Source organism: Williamsia maris, from assembly GCF_024171815.1.
In the GTDB taxonomy this organism is placed as follows: domain Bacteria; phylum Actinomycetota; class Actinomycetes; order Mycobacteriales; family Mycobacteriaceae; genus Williamsia_A; species Williamsia_A maris.
The window spans coordinates 194,395-218,831 of record NZ_JAMTCJ010000003.1 but is presented as its reverse complement, the minus strand read 5'-3'; the positions used below and the strand labels follow the sequence as shown (position 1 = coordinate 218,831).

The 24,437-nt window shown below is 68.3% G+C and carries 21 protein-coding genes; 7 read left to right on the top strand and 14 right to left on the bottom strand.

Annotated features, from left to right (window positions below):
* Positions 1–35: 35 nt before the first annotated feature.
* The 5 genes from lipA to LX13_RS14320 form a co-directional block, all read right to left on the bottom strand.
* Positions 36–1,097 (bottom strand): lipoyl synthase, encoded by a 1,062-nt coding sequence (gene lipA, locus LX13_RS14340; protein ID WP_253662013.1) that lies wholly within the window; start codon positions 1,095–1,097, stop codon positions 36–38.
* A complete protein-coding gene (gene lipB, locus LX13_RS14335) occupies positions 1,094–1,828 on the bottom strand; it encodes a lipoyl(octanoyl) transferase LipB (protein WP_253662012.1) in 735 nt (244 codons plus the stop codon). The genes lipA and lipB overlap by 4 nt, the downstream gene beginning before the upstream one ends.
* Positions 1,821–2,699, bottom strand: coding sequence for a TIGR01777 family oxidoreductase (locus LX13_RS14330; RefSeq protein ID WP_253662011.1), 879 nt, complete (start codon positions 2,697–2,699; stop codon positions 1,821–1,823). Before LX13_RS14330 ends, lipB begins: the two co-directional genes overlap by 8 nt.
* Positions 2,699–4,585, bottom strand: a complete 1,887-nt coding sequence (sucB, locus tag LX13_RS14325; RefSeq protein WP_253662010.1) for a 2-oxoglutarate dehydrogenase, E2 component, dihydrolipoamide succinyltransferase — start codon at positions 4,583–4,585, stop codon at positions 2,699–2,701. The genes LX13_RS14330 and sucB overlap by 1 nt, the downstream gene beginning before the upstream one ends.
* A gap of 188 nt (positions 4,586–4,773) precedes the next feature.
* Complete coding sequence (locus LX13_RS14320; RefSeq protein ID WP_253662009.1) at positions 4,774–6,306, bottom strand: leucyl aminopeptidase; 1,533 nt, start codon at positions 6,304–6,306, stop codon at positions 4,774–4,776.
* 103 nt (positions 6,307–6,409) lie between these two features.
* On the opposite strand from LX13_RS14320, the gene gcvT reads away from it, so the two are divergent.
* Complete coding sequence (gene gcvT / locus LX13_RS14315; RefSeq protein ID WP_253662008.1) at positions 6,410–7,522, top strand: glycine cleavage system aminomethyltransferase GcvT; 1,113 nt, start codon at positions 6,410–6,412, stop codon at positions 7,520–7,522.
* A gap of 66 nt (positions 7,523–7,588) precedes the next feature.
* Positions 7,589–8,692: a branched-chain amino acid aminotransferase gene (locus LX13_RS14310; protein ID WP_253662007.1), complete on the top strand. Its 1,104-nt coding sequence runs from the start codon at positions 7,589–7,591 to the stop codon at positions 8,690–8,692.
* A 40-nt stretch (positions 8,693–8,732) separates the two neighbouring features.
* Here LX13_RS14310 and LX13_RS14305 read toward each other — a convergent pair whose 3' ends face one another.
* From LX13_RS14305 to LX13_RS14295, 3 genes are read right to left on the bottom strand one after another with little or no spacing between them, the layout of a single operon-like run.
* A complete protein-coding gene (locus tag LX13_RS14305; protein WP_253662006.1) occupies positions 8,733–9,452 on the bottom strand; it encodes an adenosylcobinamide-GDP ribazoletransferase in 720 nt (239 codons plus the stop codon).
* Positions 9,453–9,497: 45 nt separating this feature from the next.
* Positions 9,498–11,306: a nicotinate-nucleotide--dimethylbenzimidazole phosphoribosyltransferase gene (gene cobT / locus LX13_RS14300; protein WP_253662005.1), complete on the bottom strand. Its 1,809-nt coding sequence runs from the start codon at positions 11,304–11,306 to the stop codon at positions 9,498–9,500.
* 5 nt (positions 11,307–11,311) lie between these two features.
* A complete protein-coding gene (locus LX13_RS14295) occupies positions 11,312–11,992 on the bottom strand; it encodes a DUF3043 domain-containing protein (RefSeq protein WP_253662004.1) in 681 nt (226 codons plus the stop codon).
* 104 nt (positions 11,993–12,096) lie between these two features.
* Here LX13_RS14295 and LX13_RS14290 point away from each other — a divergent pair, with 104 nt between their 5' ends.
* The 3 genes from LX13_RS14290 to LX13_RS14280 all read left to right on the top strand — a co-directional run bounded on the left by LX13_RS14290 (position 12,097) and on the right by LX13_RS14280 (position 14,794).
* Positions 12,097–13,173: a glycerate kinase family protein gene (locus LX13_RS14290; RefSeq protein WP_253662003.1), complete on the top strand. Its 1,077-nt coding sequence runs from the start codon at positions 12,097–12,099 to the stop codon at positions 13,171–13,173.
* Between the two features lie 96 nt (positions 13,174–13,269).
* Complete coding sequence (locus LX13_RS14285) at positions 13,270–13,647, top strand: HesB/IscA family protein (RefSeq protein WP_188490099.1); 378 nt, start codon at positions 13,270–13,272, stop codon at positions 13,645–13,647.
* A gap of 172 nt (positions 13,648–13,819) precedes the next feature.
* Positions 13,820–14,794 carry a carbohydrate kinase family protein gene (locus tag LX13_RS14280; protein WP_253662002.1) on the top strand — a complete coding sequence of 325 codons (975 nt, stop codon included), beginning with the start codon at positions 13,820–13,822 and terminating at the stop codon, positions 14,792–14,794.
* A gap of 76 nt (positions 14,795–14,870) precedes the next feature.
* On the opposite strand, the gene asnB is transcribed toward LX13_RS14280, so the two are convergent.
* A complete protein-coding gene (gene asnB, locus LX13_RS14275) occupies positions 14,871–16,799 on the bottom strand; it encodes an asparagine synthase (glutamine-hydrolyzing) (protein ID WP_253662001.1) in 1,929 nt (642 codons plus the stop codon).
* A 328-nt stretch (positions 16,800–17,127) separates the two neighbouring features.
* Between asnB and ctaC the strand changes: the two genes are divergently transcribed.
* Entirely contained in the window at positions 17,128–18,210 is a 1,083-nt protein-coding gene (gene ctaC, locus LX13_RS14270) for an aa3-type cytochrome oxidase subunit II (RefSeq protein ID WP_253662757.1), read from the top strand.
* Entirely contained in the window at positions 18,207–18,623 is a 417-nt protein-coding gene (locus LX13_RS14265) for a cytochrome c oxidase subunit 4 (RefSeq protein WP_188490102.1), read from the top strand. Before ctaC ends, LX13_RS14265 begins: the two co-directional genes overlap by 4 nt.
* A 146-nt stretch (positions 18,624–18,769) precedes the next feature.
* On the opposite strand, the gene LX13_RS14260 is transcribed toward LX13_RS14265, so the two are convergent.
* From LX13_RS14260 to qcrC, 5 genes are all read right to left on the bottom strand, one after another.
* A complete protein-coding gene (locus tag LX13_RS14260) occupies positions 18,770–19,186 on the bottom strand; it encodes an HIT family protein (protein WP_253662000.1) in 417 nt (138 codons plus the stop codon).
* 56 nt (positions 19,187–19,242) lie between these two features.
* Positions 19,243–20,298 carry an alpha/beta hydrolase gene (locus LX13_RS14255; RefSeq protein WP_253661999.1) on the bottom strand — a complete coding sequence of 352 codons (1,056 nt, stop codon included), beginning with the start codon at positions 20,296–20,298 and terminating at the stop codon, positions 19,243–19,245.
* A 299-nt stretch (positions 20,299–20,597) separates the two neighbouring features.
* On the bottom strand, positions 20,598–22,223 hold the full coding sequence (gene qcrB / locus LX13_RS14250) for a cytochrome bc1 complex cytochrome b subunit (protein WP_253661998.1): 1,626 nt from the start codon (positions 22,221–22,223) through the stop codon (positions 20,598–20,600).
* Positions 22,220–23,410 (bottom strand): cytochrome bc1 complex Rieske iron-sulfur subunit, encoded by a 1,191-nt coding sequence (gene qcrA / locus LX13_RS14245; protein ID WP_301301336.1) that lies wholly within the window; start codon positions 23,408–23,410, stop codon positions 22,220–22,222. The genes qcrB and qcrA overlap by 4 nt, the downstream gene beginning before the upstream one ends.
* Positions 23,411–23,451: 41 nt before the next feature.
* Positions 23,452–24,372 carry a cytochrome bc1 complex diheme cytochrome c subunit gene (gene qcrC / locus LX13_RS14240; RefSeq protein ID WP_253661997.1) on the bottom strand — a complete coding sequence of 307 codons (921 nt, stop codon included), beginning with the start codon at positions 24,370–24,372 and terminating at the stop codon, positions 23,452–23,454.
* Positions 24,373–24,437: the final 65 nt, after the last annotated feature.

Below are 24,437 nucleotides of genomic sequence, written 5' to 3'. Positions count from 1 at the left end.
ACGTGCCGTCCACTCGACGTGGACGTGGCGAGGTGTCAGCGCGCGAGACGCGCGAGGACCGAGGTCGCCTCCTGGCTGGCCCCGGACTCGTTCGCGAGGTGCGCCATCGACTCGGGGAGCTCTCGGCCGTGGGCCCGAAGTGCCTGGGCGTAGAGACGACCCGCGCGGTACGACGACCGCACCAACGGGCCGGCCATCACGCCGGCGAACCCGAGTTCCTCGGCGTACTTCGAGTGCTCCACGAACTCCTCCGGTTTCACCCAGCGGTCGACGGGGTGGTGCCGCGGCGAGGGCCGCAGGTACTGCGTGATCGTGATGATGTCGCAGCCCGCGTTGTGTAGATCGGCCAGCGCCTCGCTGATCTCCTCCGGCGTCTCGCCCATGCCGAGGATCAGGTTGGACTTGGTGACCAGCCCGGCGTCGCGCGCTGCCGTGATCACGTCGAGACTGCGCTGGTAGCGGAAGGCCGGCCGGATGCGCTTGAAGATGCGGGGCACGGTCTCGACGTTGTGCGCCAACACTTCCGGTCGCGAGGAGAAGACCTCGGCGAGCTGGTCGGGGTCGTTGTTGAAATCCGGGATCAGCAGCTCGACGCCGGTGGTCGGGTTGAGCCGCTTGATCTCACGGACGGTCTCGGCGTAGAGCCACGCCCCGCCGTCGGGCAGGTCGTCGCGGGCCACGCCGGTGATGGTCGAGTACCGCAGGCCCATGGCCTGCACGCTTTCTGCGACACGACGCGGTTCGTCGCGGTCGAGGTCGTCGGGCTTGCCGGTGTCGATCTGGCAGAAGTCGCAGCGACGGGTGCACTGTTCGCCACCGATCAGGAACGTGGCCTCACGGTCTTCCCAGCACTCGTAGATGTTGGGGCAGCCCGCTTCCTCGCACACCGTGTGCAGTCCCTCGCGCTTGACCAGGGCCTTCAGTTCGGTGAACTCCGGTCCCATCTTCGCGCGGGTACGGATCCATTCGGGCTTGCGCTCGATCGGGGTCTCGGCGTTGCGGACCTCGAGCCGGAGCAGCTTGCGGCCACTCGGCGCGGCGGGCGCGGAGGCCGACTCGACGCCGGCGGAAGCGGGGCTCTCCTGATGCACAGTCACTGTGTCGATGCTACGCCGTGTGGTATCAGCGGGCGGGTGTCGGTGGACCCGACCTGCAGACGGCCGTCGAGCGCGTCGATCACCGTGCGGGCCACATCTGCGCGAACCGAGTCCACGTCGACGACGCGACCGAGCTGCTCGGTGAGCGAGGTCACGCCCGCGTCGGGGATCCCGCACGGGATGATCGTGCCGAACGCCGAGAGGTCCGGGTTGCAGTTGAGCGCGAAGCCGTGCAGCGCAACACCTCTGGCCACGCGGATGCCGATGGCGCCGACCTTGCGTGCCGGTTGGTGCGTCGCGGGGTCCTCGGGAACCCATGCGCCGGAACGGCCGTCGATGCGCACCGTGTGGACGCCGAGGTCGGCGCACACGCCGATCATGGCCTCCTCGATGCGGCGGACATAGTCGACGACGTCGAGTGGCTCGGCGAGAGCGATGATGGGGTACCCGACGAGTTGGCCGGGACCGTGCCAGGTGATCTTGCCGCCGCGGTCGACGTCGACCACGGGGGTGCCGTCGGACGGTCGGTCCTCGGGCGCGGTGCGCTTGCCCGCGGTGTAGACCGCCGGATGCTCGAGCAACAGCATCACGTCGTGGTCGAGTTCGCCGGCCGCGCGATCGGCCGCGAGTCGGTGCTGCTCGTCGAACGCGGTGGGGTAGTCGACGAGACCGAGTTCCCGGACCTCGACCTCGAACCCCGAACGCCGGGCGCTCGACGACCGATCAGGCATTGGCGTAGCCGAGCCCGGCGTCGATGGTCGGGTGCTCGAACTGGAAGCCGTTGTCGGTCAACACGTCCGGTACCGCCCGCTGACCGCCCAGCAACATCTCCAGGGCCAGTTCGCCCGCCGCGACCCGCAGCAACGCACGGGGTACGAACAGCTTGGCCGGACGGTGAACCGCTCGACCGAACGCGGCCGTGAACTCGGTGTTCGTGACCGGTTGCGGCGCAGTCAGATTCACCGGACCGCTGATCTCGCTGTCGAGCACGAAGCGAATCGCGCGGACGTGATCGACCAGCGAGATCCACGACATGTACTGCTCGCCGTCACCCAGCTTGGCGCCCAAGCCCAGCTTGAACAGCGGGCGGAGCTTGCCGAGCAGTCCGCCGGACGGCGACAGCACCGGCGCGGTGCGGATCAGGGCCACGCGTGCCGTGGTGGCCAGCGCCGCGGTCCGTTCCCAGTCCCGCGCCAGTTCGGCGAGGAACCCGCTGCCCTCGGGACTCTTCTCGGTCATCACCTGATGGGAGGTGAAGCCGTAGATCCCCGTCGCGCTGGAGCTCACGAACACCGGTACCCCGGCGTTGGTGATGGCCTCGGCCAGCACCTGCGTCGGCACCATGCGGCTGTCGCGCAGCTTCTGCTTGAACTCGCCCGACCACGGCCGGTTGCCGATGCCCACGCCGCACAGGTTCACCACGGCGTCGACACCGTCGAGCGCGTCGGGGGTGACCCCGAACGTCTCCGGCGACCAACCGATCTCGTCGGCCGATCGCGGCTCCCGACGGACCAGTCGGAGCATCTCGTGGCCGTCGGATCGAAGGGACTCGACCAGGGCGGACCCGATCAGTCCCGACGATCCGGCGACGGCGACCCGCACTAGAGGCCCAGATCTGCCGCGAAGGCCGCTTCCTCGAGACGATGCTTGACCGTGGTCAGGAATCGTCCGGCGTCCGCGCCGTCGATGAGACGGTGATCGTAGGTCAGCGGCAGGAACGACATCGACCGCACGGCGATCGACTCCGATCCGTCCTCGGCGGTGATCACGGTCGGGCGCTTGACGATCGCGCCGGTACCCAGCATCGCCGCCTGCGGCGGCACGAGGATCGGGGTGTCGAACAGCGCACCCTGGCTCCCGATGTTGGTGATCGTGAAGGTGCCGCCCGCGAGCTCGTCGGGCTTGAGCTTGTTCTCCCGTGCCCGCTTGGCGATGTCGGCGATGGCGCGCGCCAGCCCGGCGATCGACAGGTCGTCGGCGTTGTGGATCACCGGCGAGAGCAGACCCTGCTCGGTGTCGACGGCGATGCCGAGGTTCACCGACCCGTGGTAGGTGATCTCCTTGGCGTCCTCGTCGATGCTGGCGTTGACGTTCGGGTGCGCCTTGAGCGCCTCGACGGTCGCCTTGGCGATGATCGGCAGGTACGTGAGGTTGACACCCTCCGACGACTTGAACGACGCCTTGGCCGACGCGCGGAGCGCGACCACACGGGTCAGGTCGACCTCGAACACCTGAGTCAGCTGAGCGCTGGTCTGCAGGGACTCGCGGGTCTTCTTGGCCGTGATCAGTCGGATCCGGTTGACCTTCTGGGTCGTTCCGCGCAGCTCGGCGAGCTCGGGCCGGACGCCCTTGGGTGCCGACTTCGTCTCGGCCGGAGCCGACGCCGCGGGTGCCTGGGCGGGTTCGCTCTTCTCCTGTGCCGGGGCCTTGGCGGCCTCGGCCGCGGCCAAGACGTCCTGCTTGCGGATGCGTCCACCGACACCGGTGCCCTTGACCGAGTCCAGGTCGACGTTGTTCTCGCCGGCGAGCTTGCGCACCAACGGGGTCACGTACGGCGTGGACGAGCTCGATGCGTCGGAGTCCGACGACTGCTCCGCGGCAGGCTTACGGGTCTCCTGCTCCTTCGGCTCCGGAGCGGGCTCGGACTTCTCCTGCTTCTCCGGCTCGGAGATGCGCTCGCGTTTCTCGGGTTCCGGCTCGGGCTCGGGTTCCGGCTCGGCAACCTTTTCGGCCTCGGCCTCGGCCTGCGGCTCGGGCTCTGCTTCGGGTTCGGGCTTCGTGTCCTCGGACTTCGGCTTCGCGTCGGCGGATCCGATGACCGCAAGACGGCCACCGACCTCGACGACGTCGTCCTCCTCGGCCACGATCTCGAGCAGCGTGCCCGCGACGGGGGACGGGATCTCGGTGTCGACCTTGTCGGTGGAGACCTCGAGCAGTGGCTCGTCCTCGGCGACCTCGTCACCGACGGCCTTGAGCCAGTTGGTCACGGTGCCCTCGGTGACGGACTCGCCCAGCTCGGGCATCGTCACGTCGGTGCCCTCGGCGGAGCCGCTGTCGTCTGCGTCCGCAGTGGGCTTCTCGGCGGGCTCGTCGGCGTCGGCGGACGGCTCGGGGCCGTCGTCGTCGGAGTCGTCGGTGTCCTCGAGGTCGCTCGGCTCGGTACCACCGGCCTCGTCGTCGGAGTCGCCGTCGTCGGAATCCGACGAGCTGTCGTCGGACGAGTCGGAGTCGGAGGAGTCGGGGGATTCGCCCTCGTCACCGATCTCGCCGAGGTCGCCTCCGACCTCCACGACATCGTCTTCCTGGGCGATGATCTTGGTGAGAACACCGGACTTCGGTGAGGGGATCTCGGTGTCGACCTTGTCGGTCGACACTTCGAGCAACGGCTCGTCCTCCTCGACCGTGTCTCCCTCCTGCTTGAGCCACCGGGTAACGGTTCCCTCGGTGACACTTTCACCCAGAGCGGGCATTTGGACGGAGAACGCCATGTTCGTCGACTCCTCGACTCGAGATCCGATTGATGCGGTCGCGTGTCTGGTCGCCGCGGGTAGGGCGACCGGGCAGCTGCGGTGACGAGGTACGGCCACCGATGAGAAACCCTACCCGTAGCGACCCCGTGCGCGTCGGCGGTGTCGCCGGGGAGTTTCTGCGCATTTGCTCCGGTGGCGGGTACCGCTCAGCCGAGAGCGGCGATGTCCTCGATGACACCGATCATCGTGCGAACCGGTACCCCCGTACCGCCCTTCGGGGTGTAACCCCACGGGCCGCCGGTGTTGAAGGCCGGCCCGGCGACGTCGATGTGTGCCCACTGCACCCCGTCGGTGACGAACTCGCGCAGGAAGATCCCGGCCGAGAGCATGCCGCCCCATCGATGGTTGGTGACGTTGGCGAGGTCGGCGACGCGGGACTTGAGGTCGGCGCCCAGCTCCTCGGGGAACGGCATCGCCCAGCCGTTCTCGCCGATACGCCGCGAGACGGCGGCCACCCGGTCGCGGAACTCGTCGGTGCCCATGACGCCGGGGGTGCGTGTGCCCAGCGCGACCAACTGCGCCCCGGTCAGCGTCGCGGTGTCGATGAGGTAGTCCGGCGAGTCCGCGCACGCCCGGACGATCGCGTCGGCCAGGATCAGTCGGCCCTCGGCGTCGGTGTTGATCACCTCGACGGTGATGCCGCCGTACTGGGTGAGCACGTCGCCGGGCCGTTGCGCGGTCGACGACGGCATGTTCTCCGCCATCGGGACGGTCGCGGTGACGTCCACCCCGACGCCGAGCTGTGCGGCGAGGACGACGGTGGCGATGACGGCGGCCGCGCCACCCATGTCGGAGGTCATGTTCTCCATGCCCGCGGCCGGCTTGATCGAGATGCCGCCGGTGTCGAAGGTGACGCCCTTGCCGACGAGGGCGACCTTCTTGGCGTCCTTGGTCCCGCTCGAATAGCTCAGCCGGACCAGCCGGGGTAGCCGGGAGCTGCCCTTACCGACGCCGACGATGCCGCCGTAGCCCTGCTTGATCAGGGCCTTGTCGTCGAGGACCTCGACCTTCAGTCCGTTCGTCTTGCCCAGCGCCTCGGCGCGGGCGGCGAACTCCTCGGGGTAGAGGTGGCTCGGCGGGGTGTTGACGAAGTCGCGGGCGACGGCGACCGCCGTGGCGATCGCGCGCGAGCGGTCCAGGTCGGCGGCACCCTCGCGTACCGACGGGCCGGTGAGCAGTGCCACCGCACCCAGTGGGGCCTTGGCCGACCGGGTCTTCTCCGAACGGAACTCCTCGAACCGGTAGGCGCCGAGGTGGAAGCCCTCGGCCGCTGCCCCGAGATCGACCGTCGACAGCGTCGTGACGACCGTGCCGACACCGGTCAGGGCCCGCGCGGCCACCCCGGCGGCACGTCGCACCGAGTCCGGCTTCTGCAGAGCGGACGCGTTTCCGAGACCGACCGCCAGGACGCTGGCCACACCCAGCGCGGCCGGGGCGACCACCCGCGTGACGTCGCCCGCGCCGGACGACGCCCCGACCGCCGCCAACGCCGCGGAGATCTCGGCGACGACCGCGGCGTCGATCAGCCCGTCGCCGACGACGGGCACCGGCGACGCGTCGGTCGCGGCATCGTCGGAACCGGCCACCAGGCCGATCACGAGGACGTCGGCGGCCGCCTCGGAGACCGAGGTTGCGATGGTCAGGTCGGGGCCGAGCTGTCGATCCGGGGTGGTGCTCATACGGTGATCTCTCCGATCGTCGGGAATGACACGAGCCTAATGGCCCGCGCCGGGGGAGATCTGCGTGCGACGTCGGAACCGGTCGGCAGATAGGTTGTCTGCCATGAGCGCCGAAATTTTGCTGGGCCCGATCAACGACACCCACGAGCGGATCGGCGCGAGCTTCGCCGATTTCGGCGGATGGTCGATGCCGGTGTCGTACTCGGGGACCGTCGCCGAACACACCGCGGTCCGCGAGCGCGTCGGCATCTTCGACGTCAGTCACCTGGGCAAGGCGTCGGTGACCGGTCCGGGCGCGGCCGACTTCGTGAACCGCTGCCTCACCAACGATCTCGCGAAGATCGAGCCGGGCCGCGCGCAATACACGCTGTGCGCCACCGAGACCGGCGGTGTCGTCGACGACCTCATCGCCTACTGGGTGTCCGACGACGAGGTGTTCCTGGTGCCCAACGCGGCCAACACCGCCGCGGTGGTCGCCGCACTGGCCGCGGTGGCCCCGGCGCAGATCAGCGTGGTCGACCGGCACCGCGACTATGGCGTGCTCGCCGTGCAGGGACCGCAGGCGTCGGAGGTTCTCACCGCGGTGGGCCTTCCCACCGAGATGGGCTACATGTCCTTCGTCGACGCCGAGCTGACCATCGGTGGACGCGCCCGGCCGATCCGGGTGTGCCGCACCGGCTACACCGGCGAACGCGGATTCGAACTGCTGCCGCTCTGGGACGACACGGCCGACGTCTTCGAGGTCGTCCTGGCCGCGGTGACCGAGGCCGGTGGACTGCCTGCCGGACTCGGTGCCCGCGACACCCTGCGCACCGAGATGGGTTACCCCCTGCACGGGCACGAATTGTCCACCGAGATCAGCCCCCTGCAGGCGCGGTGCGGCTGGGCCGTCGGCTGGAAGAAGCCGGAGTTCTTCGGTCGCTCGGCGCTCGTGGCCGAGAAGGAGGCCGGGCCTGCGCGCCGCCTGCGTGGCCTGCGCGCGGTCGGACGCGGGGTCCCGCGCGCGGACTGCGAGGTCCGCACCGCCGACGGGACCGTCGTGGGTCTGTGCACCTCGGGAACGTTCTCGCCGACCCTCAAGGAGGGCATCGCGCTGGCGCTGATCGACACCGCCCCCGGGCTCGCCGACGGTGATCATGTGATCGTCGACGTGCGGGGCCGCGGCCTCGAATGTGAGTTGGTGGCACCGCCGTTCGTGCAGACCTCCACCAGCTGACCGACCGCGGGCCGAGGACCGCCACCGAGGCGATCGGATGAGGTGTCCACGGGCTACGATTGCCGGATGACCGTGGAGTTCACCCGGACCGAGCACCCGAACCCGGCGTCGGCGTCGCGACGCTCCGAGATCCTGGCTGCGCCGGGTTTCGGCAACTACTTCACCGATCACATGGTGAGCATCGACTGGGATGCCGACCGTGGGTGGCACGACGCCGCGGTGGTGCCCTACGGACCGATCTCGCTCGACCCGTCGGCGATGGTCCTGCACTACGCGCAGGAGATCTTCGAGGGCCTCAAGGCGTACCGGCAGGCCGACGGCACCATCGCGTCGTTCCGCCCGGACGCCAACGCCCGCCGCCTGAACAACTCAGCGCGCCGACTCGCGATGCCCGAACTGCCCGAGGACGTCTTCCTCGGGGCGCTGCGTGCACTGCTCGCCGCGGACCACGAGTGGGTCCCTGCCGCGGGCGGCGAGGACTCCCTCTACGTCCGGCCGTTCATGTTCGCCACCGAGGCCGCTCTCGGTGTGCGTCCGTCCAACAGCTACCGCTACCTCGTCATCGCCTCACCGGCGGGCGCCTACTTCCCGGGCGGCGTCAAGCCGGTCAGCGTCTGGCTGTCGTCGGAGTACGTCCGCGCCGCCCCCGGCGGAATCGGCGACGCCAAGACCGGCGGCAACTACGCCGCGTCGCTGCTCGCCCAGGCGCAGGCCGCCGAGCACGGGTGCGAACAGGTGGTGTGGCTCGACGCCGTCGAGCGCCGCTTCATCGAGGAGATGGGCGGGATGAACCTGTTCTTCGTCCTCGGTTCCGGCGCCGATGCACGGCTGGTCACCCCGGAACTGTCCGGGTCGCTGCTGCCCGGCGTCACCCGTGACTCGCTGCTGGCCCTGTCGGTCGACGCGGGCATCGCCGTCGAGGAGCGCAAGGTGAGCAGCGAGGAACTGCGCAAGGGCGTGGCCTCGGGCGACATCACCGAGGTCTTCGCCTGCGGCACCGCCGCGGTGATCACCCCGGTCGGCCGGGTCAAGGGCGACTCCGACGACTACCAGATCGGCGACGGCACGCCCGGCGAGGTGACCACCGCGCTCCGCGACACCCTCACCGGGATCCAGCGCGGCACGTTCGCCGACACCCACGGATGGATGACCGAGCTCCACCGCCCCTGACGCCCGTGGCCGGCGGCTCTCTCCCCGGACCGTGTCCGGTTCAGATCAGGAAGCCGACGACCGCGACCGTCGTCCCGAGCTCGAGCACGGCACCGAGGACGTCACCGTTGATGCCACCGAACCGGCGCGCGCAGTGCGCGGACACCACCCACGCGCCGGCCAGGATCACGCCGACCGTGGCCACCCCGCGCCACCACACGTCGATGTCGACGGCCGCTGCGCCGACGAGCGCGAGGACCGTCCAGACGACGATCGATAATCGCTGACTGTCGGCCACCAGCGCGCCGAAACCACCTGTCGCCGCAGGAAGTCCGCGTCGGCACGCGATCAGGACGGCGAGACGACCGAGCGCCACCGCGACCACGATCGCCGACCACTCGTGTGACTCGGCCAGTGCCCCGACACCGGTGGCCTGCACCACCAGCACCACCACCAGGGCGGCCGCCCCGAACGGCCCGACACCGCCGGAGTGCATGACCTCGCGCGCACGCTCGGGCGGGCCGTAACAGCCCAGCCCGTCGACCGTGTCGGCCAGTCCGTCGATGTGCATCCCGCGCGTCATGAGACCGAGCGCCCCGACGACCAGCAGGCCGACGACGATCGACGGCAGCTGCGACAGCGTCAGCACGGCGGCGAGCCCGGTCGCGAGCCCACCCAGCAGGACGCCGACCACCGGGGTGGCGGCGATCGCCCGCGCCGCGGCGCGCCGATCGATCTCCACGCGCGGTTGCGGCACCGGCAGCACGGTCAGCCACGACACGGCCAGGTGTGTGCCCTGGACCGATCGCGTCAGCGACACCGCGCGTCAGACGGGAACGGGCGCGGTGGCATCGGCATCGGAGACACCGGCGTCGGCGAACGTCGCCATCGAGGCCAGTGTCGCGACCGCGGCCTGCACGATCGGCAACGCCGTCACCGCGCCGCTGCCCTCGCCGAGCCGCATCGAGAACTCCAGGACCGGTTCGAGTCCCAACTGCCGCAGCGCGATCGAGTGTGCGGGTTCGTCGGAACGGTGTCCGGCCAACCACCACTGTGCGGCTCCGGGCGCGAGGTCTTCGGCGACCAGTGCGGCCGCGGTCACCACGACCCCGTCGAGGATCACCGGGGTGCGTCGCAACGCCGCCTGGGCGAGGAAGCCCGCCATGGCGGCGATGTCCGCCCCGGCCACGGCCGCGAGCAGGGCGATGGGGGAGCGGGACACGGCCCGACCGCGGCGCATCCCGTCCCGGATCGCGGCGGTCTTGCGGATCCACCCCTCGTCGTCGATGCCGGTACCGCGTCCGACGACGACGACCGGCTCGGTGTCGGTGAGCACACCGATCAGCGCGGCCGCCGGGGTGGTGTTGCCGATCCCCAAATCGCCGGCGATGAGCAGATCGACGCCCGAGTCGACGAGTTCGTCGGCGATCGCGCGTCCGTTGGCGACCGCGGCATTGGCCTCGGCCGCGGTGAGTGCATCGGTGGTGCGCAGATCCTGCGATCCGCGGCGGACCTTGAACCGGCTCAGCGACGGGTCGAGGTCGGCGTCGACGGAGATGTCCTCGACACGGACTGTTGCGCCCGCACGCTCGGCCAGCACGTTGATGGCCGCGCCGCCTGCGCTGATGTTGGCCACCATCTGGGCGGTGACCTCGGGTGGGTAGGCCGAGACCCCCGCATGGGCGACGCCGTGGTCGCCGGCGAAGACGACGACGGTCGGTGCCCGGAACGGGGCCGGGGGGCACGCGCCCTGACACGATGCGGCCCAGTTCGCGATCTCCTCGAGACGACCGAGTGAGCCTGCGGGCTTGGTCAGTTGCAGCTGACGGGCTTCCGCCTGCGCCGCGACGCGACGCGACGGTGATTCGATGACGTCGAATTCGTCTGCGGCGCTGTGATGATCACCGACGGTGGCCGGGACCGACGTGACGGGGTCGGTGGCGGCGGGGTCGGTGGCGGCGGGGGAGGCCGTCTGCGGGATGTCGCGTGCGGGCGGCGTCCGGGGAGTCGCGGCGGCGGCGGACGCGGCAGTGGCCGGTGCAGCGACGGCCGGTCCGGAGGATGCGGTCGACGGGGTCGCCGTCACCGTGACGACGGTGTCGCTGTCGGCGAGGTCGATGGGGCGTCCGGCGACCACGAGCACCACGCGGTCACAGGCCGCGGCGACGGCGGCGTTGACGCTGCCGAGTTCCTGCTGGAATCGGCGACCCGACGGTGTCGGGGCCACCAGCGACAACCCGACCTCGGGGCTCACCAGCACCAGATCGCCCTCGAACGCGGAGATCGCCGAGCAGAGCTCGGTCGTCCGCGTGCTCAGATCGACGGTCGGGTCATCCCACCCGCCGACACTGTCGAGATAGGACGACACCCAGTTGCCCAGGTCGTCGATCAACGACGGGGTGGTGGCGTCGGTGCGCAGGGCCTCGGCGAGGTCGCCGGTCTCGACGGTGGTCCAGGTGTCGGGTCGGCGTCGGCGATGCCGATCGATCCGGGCGGTCCACTCGGGATCGCCGGTGGCCGGGGTCACGGCGGTCGCGAGGTAGCGGGCCGATTCCGCGCCCGTGGCGGCGGCGATCAATTCCTCCGCATACGCCGACTTCCCTGAGTGGATCCCACCCAGTATCAACGTCCGCATGTTGCTCAGACCGCGTCGCCGGGCTTGACCTGGGGACGGGGGGCACGCATGAAACGCATTTGCATCGAGCGGCTGAAGGAGTACCAGCCCAGCTTGAAGCCGCCGTCGGGGGTCTCCGGGAAGCGTTCGCGCACACGGTTGTTGACGATCCGGCCCAGGATCACGCCGTCGATGATCAGGAACACCGCGAAGATCAACATCAGCAGCGTCGCGTAGACGGCGATGGCGGGCAGGAACATGATCACGATGAGCAGCACGGCGAACGGCATGAACAGACCGGCGAAGTTGCGGCGGGAGTCGACGATCTCACGGGCGAACTTGCGCACCGGGCCCTTGTCGCGCGGCATGAGGTATTTCTCGTCGCCGTCCATCATCTTCTGGCGTTGCTCGGCGCGCGCGGTCCGGCGACTGTCGGACTGTTCCTTGCGCTCGCCCCGGCTGAGCTTGGCGCCGCCGAGCTCCTTCTTGCGGGCACGTGCCTCGGAGCGGGTCTGCGGCGCGGGAGCCACAGGTCCGCGACGACGCCCCTCGGCGTCACGGCGCCGAGGGGTCGGTCGGCCCTTGCCCTCGGTCTGCTTGCGTGCGGTGACGGTGGCGGCCGCGCTCTGACCTGCCCCGTCGTCCGCGCTCGCGGTGTCGCCGGCAGCGCTCGCCGACGTCTCGTCTTTCTTCCAGGGCAGCTTCACCAGACCAGGATATTTGATCGCGCGCCGGGCGTGGGCATCGGCGGTGAGATCGCGACCGGTTCGCGTGATCTGCCGATCGGTCCGGTGCGTCCTATGCTCACGCCATGCGGGCCCTGATCGCTCCGGATTCCTTCGGTGACACCCTCACCGCGGTGCAGGCCGCCGACGCCATCGCCACGGGCTGGGCACGGGCACGGCCCGACGACGACCTGGTGTGCGCGCCGCTCTCGGACGGCGGCCCCGGTTTCGTCGACGTCCTCGCGGCCCGTTTCGGTCGTGTGATCAGCACGACCGTGCCCGGCCCCCTCGGCGACCCGGTCGACGCCCGGTGGCTGATCGACGACACCGACGACACCATCACCGCCTACATCGAGTGCGCCCAAGCCTGTGGGCTGCACCAGGTCGGCACCCGCTCACCGCGAACCGCGTTCACCGCCTCGACCCGGGGCGTCGGCGATCTGATCGCCGCCGCGCTCGCCGCGGGCGCGACGACGATCGTCGTCGGCCTCGGGGGATCGGCCAGCACCGACGGCGGCGCCGGACTGATCGCCGCACTCGCGGGCCCCGGATCGCCCGACCCGCGGGCGGCGGCCGATCGACTCGACGGGATCGACCTGATCGCCGCCTCCGATGTCGACAACCCGCTGCTGGGGCCGGCCGGTGCGGCCGCGGTGTTCGGGCCGCAGAAGGGGGCCGACCCGGACATGGTCGCCACTCTCGAGGACCGCATGGTGGCGTGGAACGAGACGTTGATCTCGCTGGCGGGCCACGACGTCGCCGACGAGTCCGGAGCCGGTGCGGCGGGCGGTCTGGGGGCGGCGCTGATCGCTCTCGGCGCCCGGCGGGTCTCGGGGGCCGCGGTGATCGCCGCCGCGATCGGGCTCGACGATCTCGTCGCCGCCGCGGACCTCTTGATCACCGGCGAGGGCAAGTTCGATCGGCAGACGTTGCAGGGCAAGGTCGTCTCCGCGGTTGCGGCGTCCGCCTCCGCGGGCGACCTGCCGACGGTGGTGTTCGCGGGACAGGTTGTCCTGACGCACGCAGAACTGGTGGGGGCGGGGATCGCGCAGGCCCACGCGATCGTCGACATCGCCGAGTCGGTCCAGCACGCCATGGACGACGCGGGGCCGCTGTTGGCCCGCCTCGCCGAGCAGGCCGGACTCGCCTGGAGGCGGGAATAGGACTCATGGGGGTACCGTTGTCGATGAGAAGCACGACGACGTACGGATGTCGCGACACTCCGTCATCCACTGTCTGCAGACCGAGGAGATCCCGCAATGACCGTTGAGAACCAGGTTGAGCACGCTCACACCGCCACCGAGCCCGCGACCGGCGGCATCGTTCTGACCGATGCGGCCGCATCGAAGGCCAAGGCCCTGCTCGACCAGGAGGGTCGTGACGACCTGTCCCTGCGCATCGCCGTCCAGCCCGGCGGCTGCGCCGGACTGCGCTACCAGCTCTTCTTCGACGACCGCAGCCTCGACGGTGACGTCGTGTCCGACTTCGGCGGCGTCAAGCTGGCGGTCGACCGCATGAGCTCCCCGTACGTCCAGGGCGCGCAGATCGACTTCGTCGACACCATCGAGAAGCAGGGCTTCACCATCGACAACCCGAACGCGACCGGCAGCTGCGCCTGCGGCGACTCGTTCAACTGACATACCGGTAGTCGGCCCACCGCGGCCGACCCTGCACCACCGCCTGTGGCCCACCTCGGAAGCGAGGTGGGCCACAGTCGTGAAGTAGCGTTGTCCGCGGATTGGCGTGACCGGGGGGCTCGACGCCCGTGGCCGCGCGAGAAATGTACCCAGACGAAAGGGTTTGACTGCCGTGGCAATCGCCATTTGCGGATCGATCGCGACCGACCACCTGATGCGGTTCAAGGGCAAGTTCTCCGAGCAGCTCCTCGCCGAACACCTGAACCACATCTCTCTGAGCTTCCTCGTGGAGGAGCTCATCATCCGGCGCGGCGGCGTCGCGGCGAACATCTCCTACGGGATGGGCGTCCTGGGCGCATCGCCGCTGCTCGTCGGTGCCGTGGGCACCGACTTCGACGAGTACCGCACGTGGCTCGAAAGCAACGGCGTCGACTGCGGTGGTGTGCGGGTCTCGCGGACCGCGCACTCGGCCCGCTTCATGTGCACCACCGACGACGACATGGCGCAGCTCGCCAGCTTCTACGTCGGTGCGATGGCCGAGGCGCGTCAGATCTCCCTGTCGGATCTGTCCGACGAACTGGGTCAGCCCGAGCTCGTCCTCATCGGCGCCGACGACCCCGAGGCGATGGTCCGCCACAGCCAGGCGTGCCGCAACCTCGGCATCCCCTTCGCCGCCGACCCGTCGCAGCAGCTCGCGCTGCTCGACGGCGAGCAGATCCGCACCCTCATCGAGGGCGCGAAGTACCTGTTCACCAACGAGTACGAGTGGGGCCTGCTGCAGCAGAAGACCGGACTGACGGCCGAGGAGGTCGCCGCCCAGGTCGAACTGCGCGTGACCACCCTGGGCGCCGACGGCGCCGAGATCGTCGACCGCGACGGCAACCGGGTGCACGTACCCGTGGTCCCGGAGACCAAGAAGGTCGATCCCACCGGAGTCGGCGACGGCTTCCGTGCGGGCTTCCTTGTCGGCAACGCCGCCGGGCTGAGCAACGAGCGCAGCGCACAGCTGGGCTCGTTGGTCGCCGTTCTCGTCCTCGAGACCGTCGCCCCGCAGGACTGGACCTGGGACCGTGAGTCCGCGCTCGCGCGTATCTCGGATGCCTACGGCGCCGACGCCGCCGCCGAGATCGGTGCCGTCGTCGCCTGATCTCCACTCAGCCCGACCACAGACGAAGCCGGCCGATGTGTCACATCGGCCGGCTTCGTCGTCTGCGTCGTCGGAGCTAGAGCTTGACCGGGTAGGTGTGGTCGGAGATGTTCGGCACGAGTGTCTTCTCGACGAAGATGGCGTGCCACACCATGAACACCAGGATCGTCCAGAGCCGTCGACTGTTGTCCACGGTGCCCGCCCGGTGCTCGTCGAGCATGTTGAACACCGCCGCGCGATTGAAGATGTGATCGGTCTGCGAGGCCGTCACGGTCTCGCGCGCCCAGTCGTACAGCTCGGTGCCGGCGAGCCAATGTCGCAGCGGCACCGGGAAACCCAACTTCTTACGGTGCAGCACGTGTGCGGGGACGATCTGCTCGAGCGCCTTGCGCAGCGCGTACTTGGTCGTGCCGTGCGAGAGCTTCTCCTCGGTCGGCAGCAGACGCGCGACCTCGAAGACCTCGGGGTCGAGGAACGGCACGCGCAGTTCGAGTGAGTTGGCCATGGTGATCTTGTCGGCCTTGACGAGGATGTCGCCGCGCAGCCACGTGAACAGGTCGATGTGCTGCATCCGCGCGACGGGATCCCAGCCCTGGGTGGTCGCGTAGATGTCGGCGGTGACGTCGGTGTGCGTCCACTCCGGTCGGTAGCTGCGCAGCACCGAGCGCAGACGCGCGTCGTCGAAGCTGCGGGCGTTGCCGTAGTACCGCTCCTCGAGCGGCATCGACCCGCGGTGCAGGAGGCTCTTGCCGCGAGTGCCCTCGGGGATGCGATCGGACAACCGGCCCGCCGCGGCCCGCAGGCCGGCGGGCAGACGTTCGAACGGTCGCAGCGACAACGGTTCCTTGTAGATCGTGTAGCCGCCGAACAGCTCGTCGGCGCCCTCGCCGGACAGCACCACCTTGACGTGCTTGCGGGCCTCCTTGGCCACGAAGTACAAGGGCACGAGGGCCGGGTCGGCGACGGGATCGTCGAGGTACCAGACGATCTCGGGAATCGACGCGGCGAACTCGGCCGGCCCGACGACCTTGACGACATGGCGCGCACCGATGGCCGCGGCCGACTCGGCCGCGACGTCGACCTCGGAGTAGCCCTGTCGTTCGAACCCGGTGGTGAAGGTGATCAGGTCGGGGTTGTGTCGGATGGCGAGGGCCGCGATGGCCGTGGAGTCGATGCCGCCGGACAGGAACGACCCGACGGTGACGTCGGCGCGCATGTGCTTGGCCACCGAATCCGAGAGTGCCTCGGCGATCTCGTCGTAGCGGGCCTGCTCGCCACCGACCCTGAAGGGCCTGCTCTCGAACTGCGGCGTGAAATACCGATGGGTCCGCGGGCGCGAGCCGGGCGTCAGGGTGGCGTGCGTGCCGGACTCGATACGGGTGATGTCGGTGTGCAGGGTCTCGGGCTCGGGGACGTACTGCAGGACCGTGTAGTGCTCGATCGCGCGGTCGTCGAGACGGTCGCCGAGACCGACGCGACCCAGCAGCTCCAACAGGCTTTTCTTCTCGCTGCCGAACACCGTGCCGCGTGGCCCGGTGGCGATGAACATCGGCTTGATGCCGAACGGATCGCGGGCGAGGAACAGACTGCGCTTCTCGGTGTCCCAGATGGCGAAGGCGAACATCCCGCGCAGGCGGGCGACCGAGTCGGCGCCCCAGTAGTGGAACGCCGCGACGATGGCCTCGCCGTCGCCCTCGGTGCGGAAGACCGCGCCCTCGTCGGCGGCGAGCTGGGCACGCAGCTCGAGGTAGTTGTAGATCTCGCCGTTGAACACCATGGCGTAGCGGTCGGGCGACTCCGGCGGGCCCCAGCGCAACGGCTGATGCGAGTGCTCGATGTCGATGAACGCCAACCGGTTGAAGCCGAACGCGACGTCGGCATCGCTCCAGGTACCACCCGGCTCGTCCGGACCCCGGTGACGCATGCAATGCGACGCGGCGGCGACCAGCTCTCGGGCAGACGCAGCCGATGAATCACTTGTCAGCAGGCCCAGCAGACCACACACGCGTTTTGCCTCGATTCGACCACCGAGCCAGGGGTGATCCGACGGCACCGGACGTGGCCGTCGGACGGCTCGGACGTCGTCGAGTATGCCGCACCGCGGGTCCATCCCGGCGTCGACGCGGGCGACCCCGCACGCGCGCAAACCCCGATCACGAAACTCCGACCGACTTGGTCTACGCTGCGTAGTACTGGGCTGTGTGCTTGGAGTCGGGGCTGTTCCCGACTCGGCGGCAGCGCTGGGAACTGCGTGAATTGACAGGCGGGAAGGCGTGACAGTGACACACGGTGGACGGCCCCGAGCAGCGACGTCCGGCAACAGCCGGAGACGACTGAAGAGGGTCTCGGCACTGCTCGTTCTCGGGCTCGGTGCTCTCCTGATGTCGGGGTGTAGCGCCTCGGAGGCAATGCGTTTCGGCTGGCCGGAGGGCGTCACGCCCGAGGCCGAGGACATGCGGCATCTGTGGACGTGGTCGGTGATCGCGGCACTGCTGATGGGCGTGATCGTCTGGGCCCTGACGTTCTGGACCATCTCGTTCCACCGCCGCAAGGGCACCGGCAAGCTCAGCCAGGAGGACGAGTTCCCCCGGCAGACGGCCTACAACGTGCCGCTCGAGCTGACCTACACGGCCATCCCGTTCGTGATCATCGCGGTGCTGTTCTACTTCACGATCATCGTGCAGAACAGCGTCGAGACGAAAAAGGCCGATCCGGCCGTCGTGGTGGATGTCACCGCTTTCCAGTGGAACTGGAAGTTCGGCTACCGCACCGTCGACATGGCCGACGGCTCGAAGTACGACGGTTTCGAGCGCAACGGCAGCCCGTACGAGATCCAGCGCGCCGAGCTCAACGAAGAGGGCGAAGAGAAGCCGTTGCCGGCGAACGGCCGCGACGACGACATCCGCAACTACCTCAAGTTCGACCGCATCGAGACCGTCGGCACGTCCGACGAGATCCCGGTTCTTGTCCTGCCGGTCGGTGAGCGCATCGAGTTCGAACAGGCCTCCGCCGACGTCATCCACTCGTTCTGGGTGCCCGAGTTCCTGTTCAAGCGCGACGTGATGCCGTTCCCCAAGCAGAACCACACCGACAACCGGTGGCAGGTGAGCTCGATCGACAAGACCGGTGCCTTCGTCGGACGGTGTGCGGAGATGTGCGGCACGTACCACTCGATGATGAACTTCGAGGTGCGTGCGGTGACCAAGGAGAAGTTCGACTCCTACATCACCTATCGTGCGTCGAACCCCAACGCCACGAATGCGCAGGCGCTGCAGAGCATCTGTGAGACCCCGGTCTCGGTCACGACGCATCCGTTCGACACGCGACGCAGCACCGACGGTACGACCACCCCGAAGACCAACGGTGACACCAGCAACACCTCATTGCCCGGCTGCACGGTAGGAGCCCTCCAGTGAAGATCGAAGCCCGGCTCTTCGAGATCCTGACGATCTTCTTCTTCGGTGCCGCGATCCTGTACGGGGTCTGCACCGGACTGTCGAGCAAGAACGTGGAGTGGGTCGGTCTGACCGGCATCGTGATGACCGGTGGACTGACCCTGATCATCGGTACCTACTTCCGCTTCGTCGCACGACGCGTCGACATCCGCCCCGAGGACTACGAAGAGGCGGAGATCGAGGACGGCGCAGGCGAACTGGGTTTCTTCAGCCCGGGTAGCTGGTGGCCCATCCTCATCGCCGGCGGTGCGGCCCTGCTGGCCGTCGCGATGGCGATGAGTCAGTTCTGGCTCGTGGCCGTGGGCGCGGTGGCGATCGTCTCCGCCGTGGCCGGTCTCGTCTTCGAGTACCACGTCGGCGCCGAGAAGCACTGACACGAACCACGTTTCTCCACACACGATGACAAGGGCAGGTGCGCGAGCACCTGCCCTTTCTCGTGTCCACACCGCGGACCAGGCACTGCCTTGCGGCTGTCGGGGCCCGTGCTTTGCCCAACTTCCTGCGATGCCTCGGGGTTGTCTCACCGGACCGCGTTCCAGAGCGTGCGGGCACGGTCAGCCACCATCGCGACCTGTCGAGGGTCCGGCACGGCGCCGGCGTCGAACATGGCCATCTGCAGCGCCGGTCCGAACAACCCCGTCGAGAGGCACTGCTGCGCGGTCACCGGCTGAATGACGTAGTGAATATGGCCGGGTTGAGTATCCGCATGTGACCACAGGGTGTTGTAGACCTGGTCAGCGTCGGATATCTCTGCTGCCACCGCCGAGCACTTCCTGAGTAACGGACCGAGCTCTTGAACCTCGGTATCGTTCAACGCCGCCACTGCGACCACGTGGCGGCGTGGTTTGAGGATGAGCGTGCCGACACCCAGCGGACCAACACAGTGCTCAACCACCCAGTGCGTGGTGTCGGCAATGCGTCCACCGGGAACAGCCACCGGTTCTGCTACGAACCGGCAGGCCATGCACGAGGATGCCTCTCGCGGCTGTTCGATCACGCTGCCGGCTCCAGACCGGACGTTGCCAGGTCGTGTACGTCGCTCGGCGAGGGGACGTCATGGATGAGGGTTGTGTCGAAGAACGCTCGCAGGAAGGTGTTCTGGGCGACTACGCTTCGGGCGGGCGGACACGTTCCGATGGCTTCGGCAGCTGCTGACGCCGGGATGAGGTCAGCGGCGCGAAGTTGGCTGATGATGATCTCCTGATCGGTGAACGATTCATGACGCGCCCCAGGAACACGAAGCGGGATCTTCCGTCCGGTGTTGTGGGGCCAGTACGGCAGCCAGTCGGGATCGGTTCGTGCGCTCTGGTTGCGGTTGCCGAGCATCCCGAGAGGGCGCGACAATCCGTCGTGGCCCACAGACCCCCAGAGCGGGCCGTCGAGGTCGATGCCTGCGCTGATCCTGTCGTCCTCATGCATCGCTTGTGCGGTTGTGGATCCGCCGAGGGAGTGCCCGAACATTCCGATCCTGGCGAGATCAAGACTCCGGCCCAACTGCGACGGCAACGCCGCATGGTCGACATCGGGATTGAATCCGTGAGTGAGTTCGGTGAGCTGATCGAGGACGAACCGTGTGTCCGCAACTCGAATCGGAAGCAGAACAGAGGTGAGGTAGCCAGCTGACGCAGACTTTGGTGTGACACCGCGTATCGTCTGATCGCGCGGAAACTCCACTGAGTACGTCTCATGGGTGTGATCGATACCCACCACCACGTATCCGTGGCTGGCAAGGTCTTCGGCTTTCGAGGTGTTCCACGAATCGGAGTCGAGGAAGCCGGGTGAGTAGATGAGCACCGGCCGACGAACCGCGGCGGCAGCCGGCGCCTTCAGGTAGCTGTGCGTGGGCGCAAGCGACCAGCTGTCCTCCGGCACAGTGCGGTTTCGCAGGAAGACCCGCTCTTCGTCGAGTCCACCGCCCGCCATCCAGGGCTGAGGCGCACCCACCCGTCGGCTGGCTGGGTACCACACACGGATCATCAGTTGCCGGTGTTGACCTGTGGTGCCGGCGAATTCGGGCCGTGTCGGGTCGTGCAGGTGGATGTCCGTCACACCGACAATCAACGGGCCGGACGGAGCCGGTAGCGAGACCGTCAGATTGTGCGTCCGTGTTGCGCTTGCGCCGCCGGACGGCGCACACAGGAGCAGAGACACGGACAGCGCGACAACCGAGCAGACACGTTTCCTCACGGTTCCTTACTTACCACAAGGAAAATCGGGTGGGTGATGGATCTCTGTATGCGGCCAGGGCTGCACACGCCGCGGTGGGGGAGGGGAGGAGCCGACACAGAACGGCCGGCGAACCCGTGTGGGTTCGCCGGCCGCTGTGGTTCGAGCCGAGTGGGTGGGACCTACTCGAGCATCTTGCCGCCCTTTGCCTGGAGGTTCGAGATGGCCTCGTGCTCCTGGGCATGGGCCTCGCGCTCGAGCTCCACGTTGCGCTTCTGCTCTTCGGGTGAGTCGGCCACCATGAGCGACCCGGTGCCGGGTGAACCGGCCGACCCCAGCTTGTTCATGCGCTTGGGGAGCGCCGCGCCCTGGTACGGGAGCGGGATCGGGTGTCCGTGATCGTCCACCGGGCCGAGCGGCTGGTGGACCTCGACGTACTCGCCCTGCGGGAGACGCTTCATGATGCCGGTCTCGATACCGTGCTCGAGGACCGCGCGGTCACTGCGCTGCAGTGCGAGTGCCCAGCGGTAGGCGATGTAGTACGCCAGCGGCGGCAGGATGATCAGACCGATGCGGCCCATCCACGTCGTCGCGTTCAGCGAGATGTGGAACTTCAGCGCGATGATGTCGTTCATGCACGACAGCGTGAGCACGATGTAGAAGGCGAACGCCATTGCGCCGATCGCGGTGCGGACCGGGACGTCGCGCGGACGCTGCAGCAGGTTGTGATGCGCATCGTCACCGGTGAGCTTCTTCTCGATCCACGGGTAGGCGACCATCGCGGTGATGATCACACCGATGATGGCGACGACCCAGAAGATCGCGGGGATCGTGTACGAGTTGCCGAAGTAGATCTCCCACGCCGGCATCAGTCGGGCCAGACCGTCGGTCCACATCATGTAGATGTCGGGCTGCGAACCGGCCGAGACGTGTGCGGGGTTGTACGGGCCGAGCACCCAGATCGGGTTGATCTGGAACACCCCGGACATGATCGCGAGGATGCCGAAGGTGACGGCGAAGAACGCGCCGGACTTGACCGCGAAGACCGGGAGGATGCGGACACCCACGACGTTCTTCTCGGTGCGGCCGGGGCCGGGGAACTGCGTGTGCTTCTGGTACCAGACCAGCGCCAGGTGGGCACCGATCAGCGCGAGGATGATCCCGGGGAACAGCAGCACGTGCAGGATGTAGAGCCGCGGGATGATGATCTCGCCGGGGAAGTCGCCACCGAACAGGGCCCAGTGGACCCAGGTGCCGACCACCGGGATGCCCATGACGATGCCCGACATCGCGGCGCGGACGCCGGTACCGGAGAGCAGGTCATCGGGGAGCGAGTATCCGAAGAAGCCCTCGAACATCGCCAGCAGCAGGAGCAGGCAACCGATGACCCAGTTGGCCTCACGCGGACGACGGAACGCACCGGTGAAGAAGATGCGCGCCATGTGCACGATGATCGACGCGGCGAACAGCAGCGCGGCCCAGTGGTGGATCTGACGGACGAACAGACCGCCGCGGACGTCGAACGAGATGTCGAGCGCCGTTGCGTAGGCCTTGCTCATCTCCACGCCGTTGAGCGGCTGGTACGAGCCGTGGTAGGTGACCTCGGCCATCGACGGGTCGAAGAACAGCGTGAGGTAGACACCCGAGATCAGCAGGATGACGAAGCTGTAGAGGGCGATCTCACCGAGCAGGAATGACCAGTGCGTCGGGAAGACCTTGTTGATCTGGCGTCGCATACCTGCGGCCAGGTGATAGCGGGAGTCGACTCCCTCTGCTTGGACCGCTGCGCGATCCGCGATAGCACTCATGGCTTGTCCTTACCTTGGCCGCGCTCCCAGAAAGCGGGGCCGACGGGCTCGATGTAGTCACCTGCTGCAACCATGTATCCCTGATTGTTCACCGTAATCGGCAACTGCGCCAGTGCGCGTGCCGCCGGTCCGAAGATCGGCTTGCCGTACTCCAGGGCGTTGAACTGGCTCTGGTGGCACGGGCACAGAATGCGGTTCGTCTGCTGCTCGTAGAGCGAGGTCGGGCACCCGAGGTGCGAGCAGACCTTCGTGTAGGCGAAGTAGTCGCCGTAGTTGAAACTCTCCTGGCCCTTGCGCTTGATCACCTTCGCGGTGTCGGTCGGACGCAGGCGGATCAGCATCACCGGGTTACGGACCAGCCGCAGACCCGCGTGGAGCTTCTCCCGCGACTCCTCGGTCTCGCCGAAGCCGTCGGAGACGCGCCACGGGAAGACCGTCTCCATCGCGCCTGCGTCGAGATCCTCGGGTCGGACCAGGACGACCTGGCTCGGGTCGCCGGTGTCGCGACGGACGAAGACCGTCTCGTTGGGCGACTTCGGGTCGTTGTAGATCGGCGACCAGCCGGTGTGCCACAGGACGGAGTCCTTGCCCTGGGCCCACGGGTTCTTGATGATGCCGCCGAGCAGGGCGACCACGCCGGTGAGGGCGAAGGCCCCGACACCGAAGGCGGCCGAACCGATGATCAGCTTGCGACGCGCGATGGTGGAGGTGGCGCCCGCGTTGTTCAGCAGGGCCACGGTGGTGGCCTTGTCGAGGTCGTTGGAGCCGCCGTCGTGGCGATCCTGGACCGAGATCTCCTCGGGGATGAACTTCTTCGTGAACTGCACCAGGCCGATACCGACCGCGAGGATCGATCCACCGAAGGTGATGCCCAACAGCGGCGTGTTCAGGGTGTAGAGGAAGTAGTTCTTGCCGTCCGGGAGGACGAACTCCCAGTGGTTGAACAGGAAGATCACGAAGCACGCGACGGCGAGGACGCCGGCGAGGGCGAACCAGAATGCGACCGAACGCTCGGCGCGCTTCTCGGCCTTGGTGCCGGCCTCGGCGAACCGGTCGCGACGGTAGATGATCTCGACGCCGTCGAGGTTCGTACCGAGCTTGACCAGGTCGTCGTTGCTCATCTTGTCGAGCTCGTCGCGGGTGTACGACGGCGGATTCGTGGTCCCCTCGGCCTTCTCGGGGGTCATCTTCTCGTCGTCGTCGGAGCCCGACGGCTTCTGGGCGTCACTCATGATCGCGATCCAATCCACATCGCTGCGGCGACAACCGCGATGACACCGACAACCCACATGGCCATGCCCTCGGACACCGGTCCGAAGCCGCCGAGTGCGTAGCCGCCCTGGGGCTTGGTCTCACTGGCGTACTTGACGTAGCCGATGATGTCCTTCTTCTCGGTCTCGGTCAGCTGCCGATCGGAGAACTTGGGCATGTTCTGCGGGCCGGTGAGCATCGCCGTGTAGATCTGCTGCTCGTTGGCCGGGTCCAGGGTGGGCGCGTACTTGCCCGAGGACAGCGCTCCGCCACGACCGGTGAAGTTGTGGCACGAGGCGCAGTTGAGCCGGAACAGCTCGCTGCCGCGTCCGATGTCGGAACCGCGGAGCTCGCCCTGTGCCTTGACCGGGTATCCGTCTTCCATCTTGACGGTGCCGTCGGTGTTGTGTTCGTAGACGACCGAAGGGCCGCCGCCGACGGACTGCACGTAGGCGCCGAGCTGATCGGTCTGCGCCTCGGTGAACTTCGGTGGCTTGCGGGCGGCCTGGGCCTCACCGCGGACGGCGGGCATGCGGCCCGACGAGACCTGGAAGTAGACCGATGCGTCGCCGACGCCGACCAGCGAGGGTCCACGATCCTGGACACCGTCGAGGTTGCGACCGTGGCAGGTGATGCACGACGTCTCGTAGAGCTTCTTGCCGTCCTGGATGAGGGCGGCGTTGGTCTGTGCATCAGCCGTCGCCACCTGCGGCGACGGGGTGATGACGGTCGCGAGTCCTCCCGCGACGAGCAGGCCCGCGAGCAGGAGCAGTGCACCGGTGGCGCGCCTGCGGAGCTTGCGACGGGATTTCGCCCGCTTCGGATCGGTCCGCGCGGTGTCGACGCCGGTCCGGTCGGCCGAGTCGTCCGCCTGCACGGGCGGGGGAGAAGAACTCATCTCTGCTCTCTCTGGTGGTTGCTGCATGTAGCTGGTGATCTGGTCCACCGGGCTGCGGTGGGGTC

Bases quoted from the DNA above. Each gene is read 5' to 3' on its own strand.
- lipB (WP_253662012.1), bottom strand. From the start codon at position 1,828: ATGCCTGATCGGTCGTCGAGCGCCCGGCGTTCGGGGTTCGAGGTCGAG.
- sucB (WP_253662010.1), bottom strand. From the start codon at position 4,585: ATGGCGTTCTCCGTCCAAATGCCCGCTCTGGGTGAAAGTGTCACCGAG.
- LX13_RS14320 (WP_253662009.1), bottom strand. From the start codon at position 6,306: ATGAGCACCACCCCGGATCGACAGCTCGGCCCCGACCTGACCATCGCA.
- gcvT (WP_253662008.1), top strand. From the start codon at position 6,410: ATGAGCGCCGAAATTTTGCTGGGCCCGATCAACGACACCCACGAGCGG.
- LX13_RS14310 (WP_253662007.1), top strand. From the start codon at position 7,589: ATGACCGTGGAGTTCACCCGGACCGAGCACCCGAACCCGGCGTCGGCG.
- cobT (WP_253662005.1), bottom strand. From the start codon at position 11,306: ATGCGGACGTTGATACTGGGTGGGATCCACTCAGGGAAGTCGGCGTAT.
- LX13_RS14290 (WP_253662003.1), top strand. From the start codon at position 12,097: ATGCGGGCCCTGATCGCTCCGGATTCCTTCGGTGACACCCTCACCGCG.
- LX13_RS14285 (WP_188490099.1), top strand. From the start codon at position 13,270: ATGACCGTTGAGAACCAGGTTGAGCACGCTCACACCGCCACCGAGCCC.
- qcrB (WP_253661998.1), bottom strand. From the start codon at position 22,223: ATGAGTGCTATCGCGGATCGCGCAGCGGTCCAAGCAGAGGGAGTCGAC.
- qcrA (WP_301301336.1), bottom strand. From the start codon at position 23,410: ATGACCCCCGAGAAGGCCGAGGGGACCACGAATCCGCCGTCGTACACC.
- qcrC (WP_253661997.1), bottom strand. From the start codon at position 24,372: ATGAGTTCTTCTCCCCCGCCCGTGCAGGCGGACGACTCGGCCGACCGG.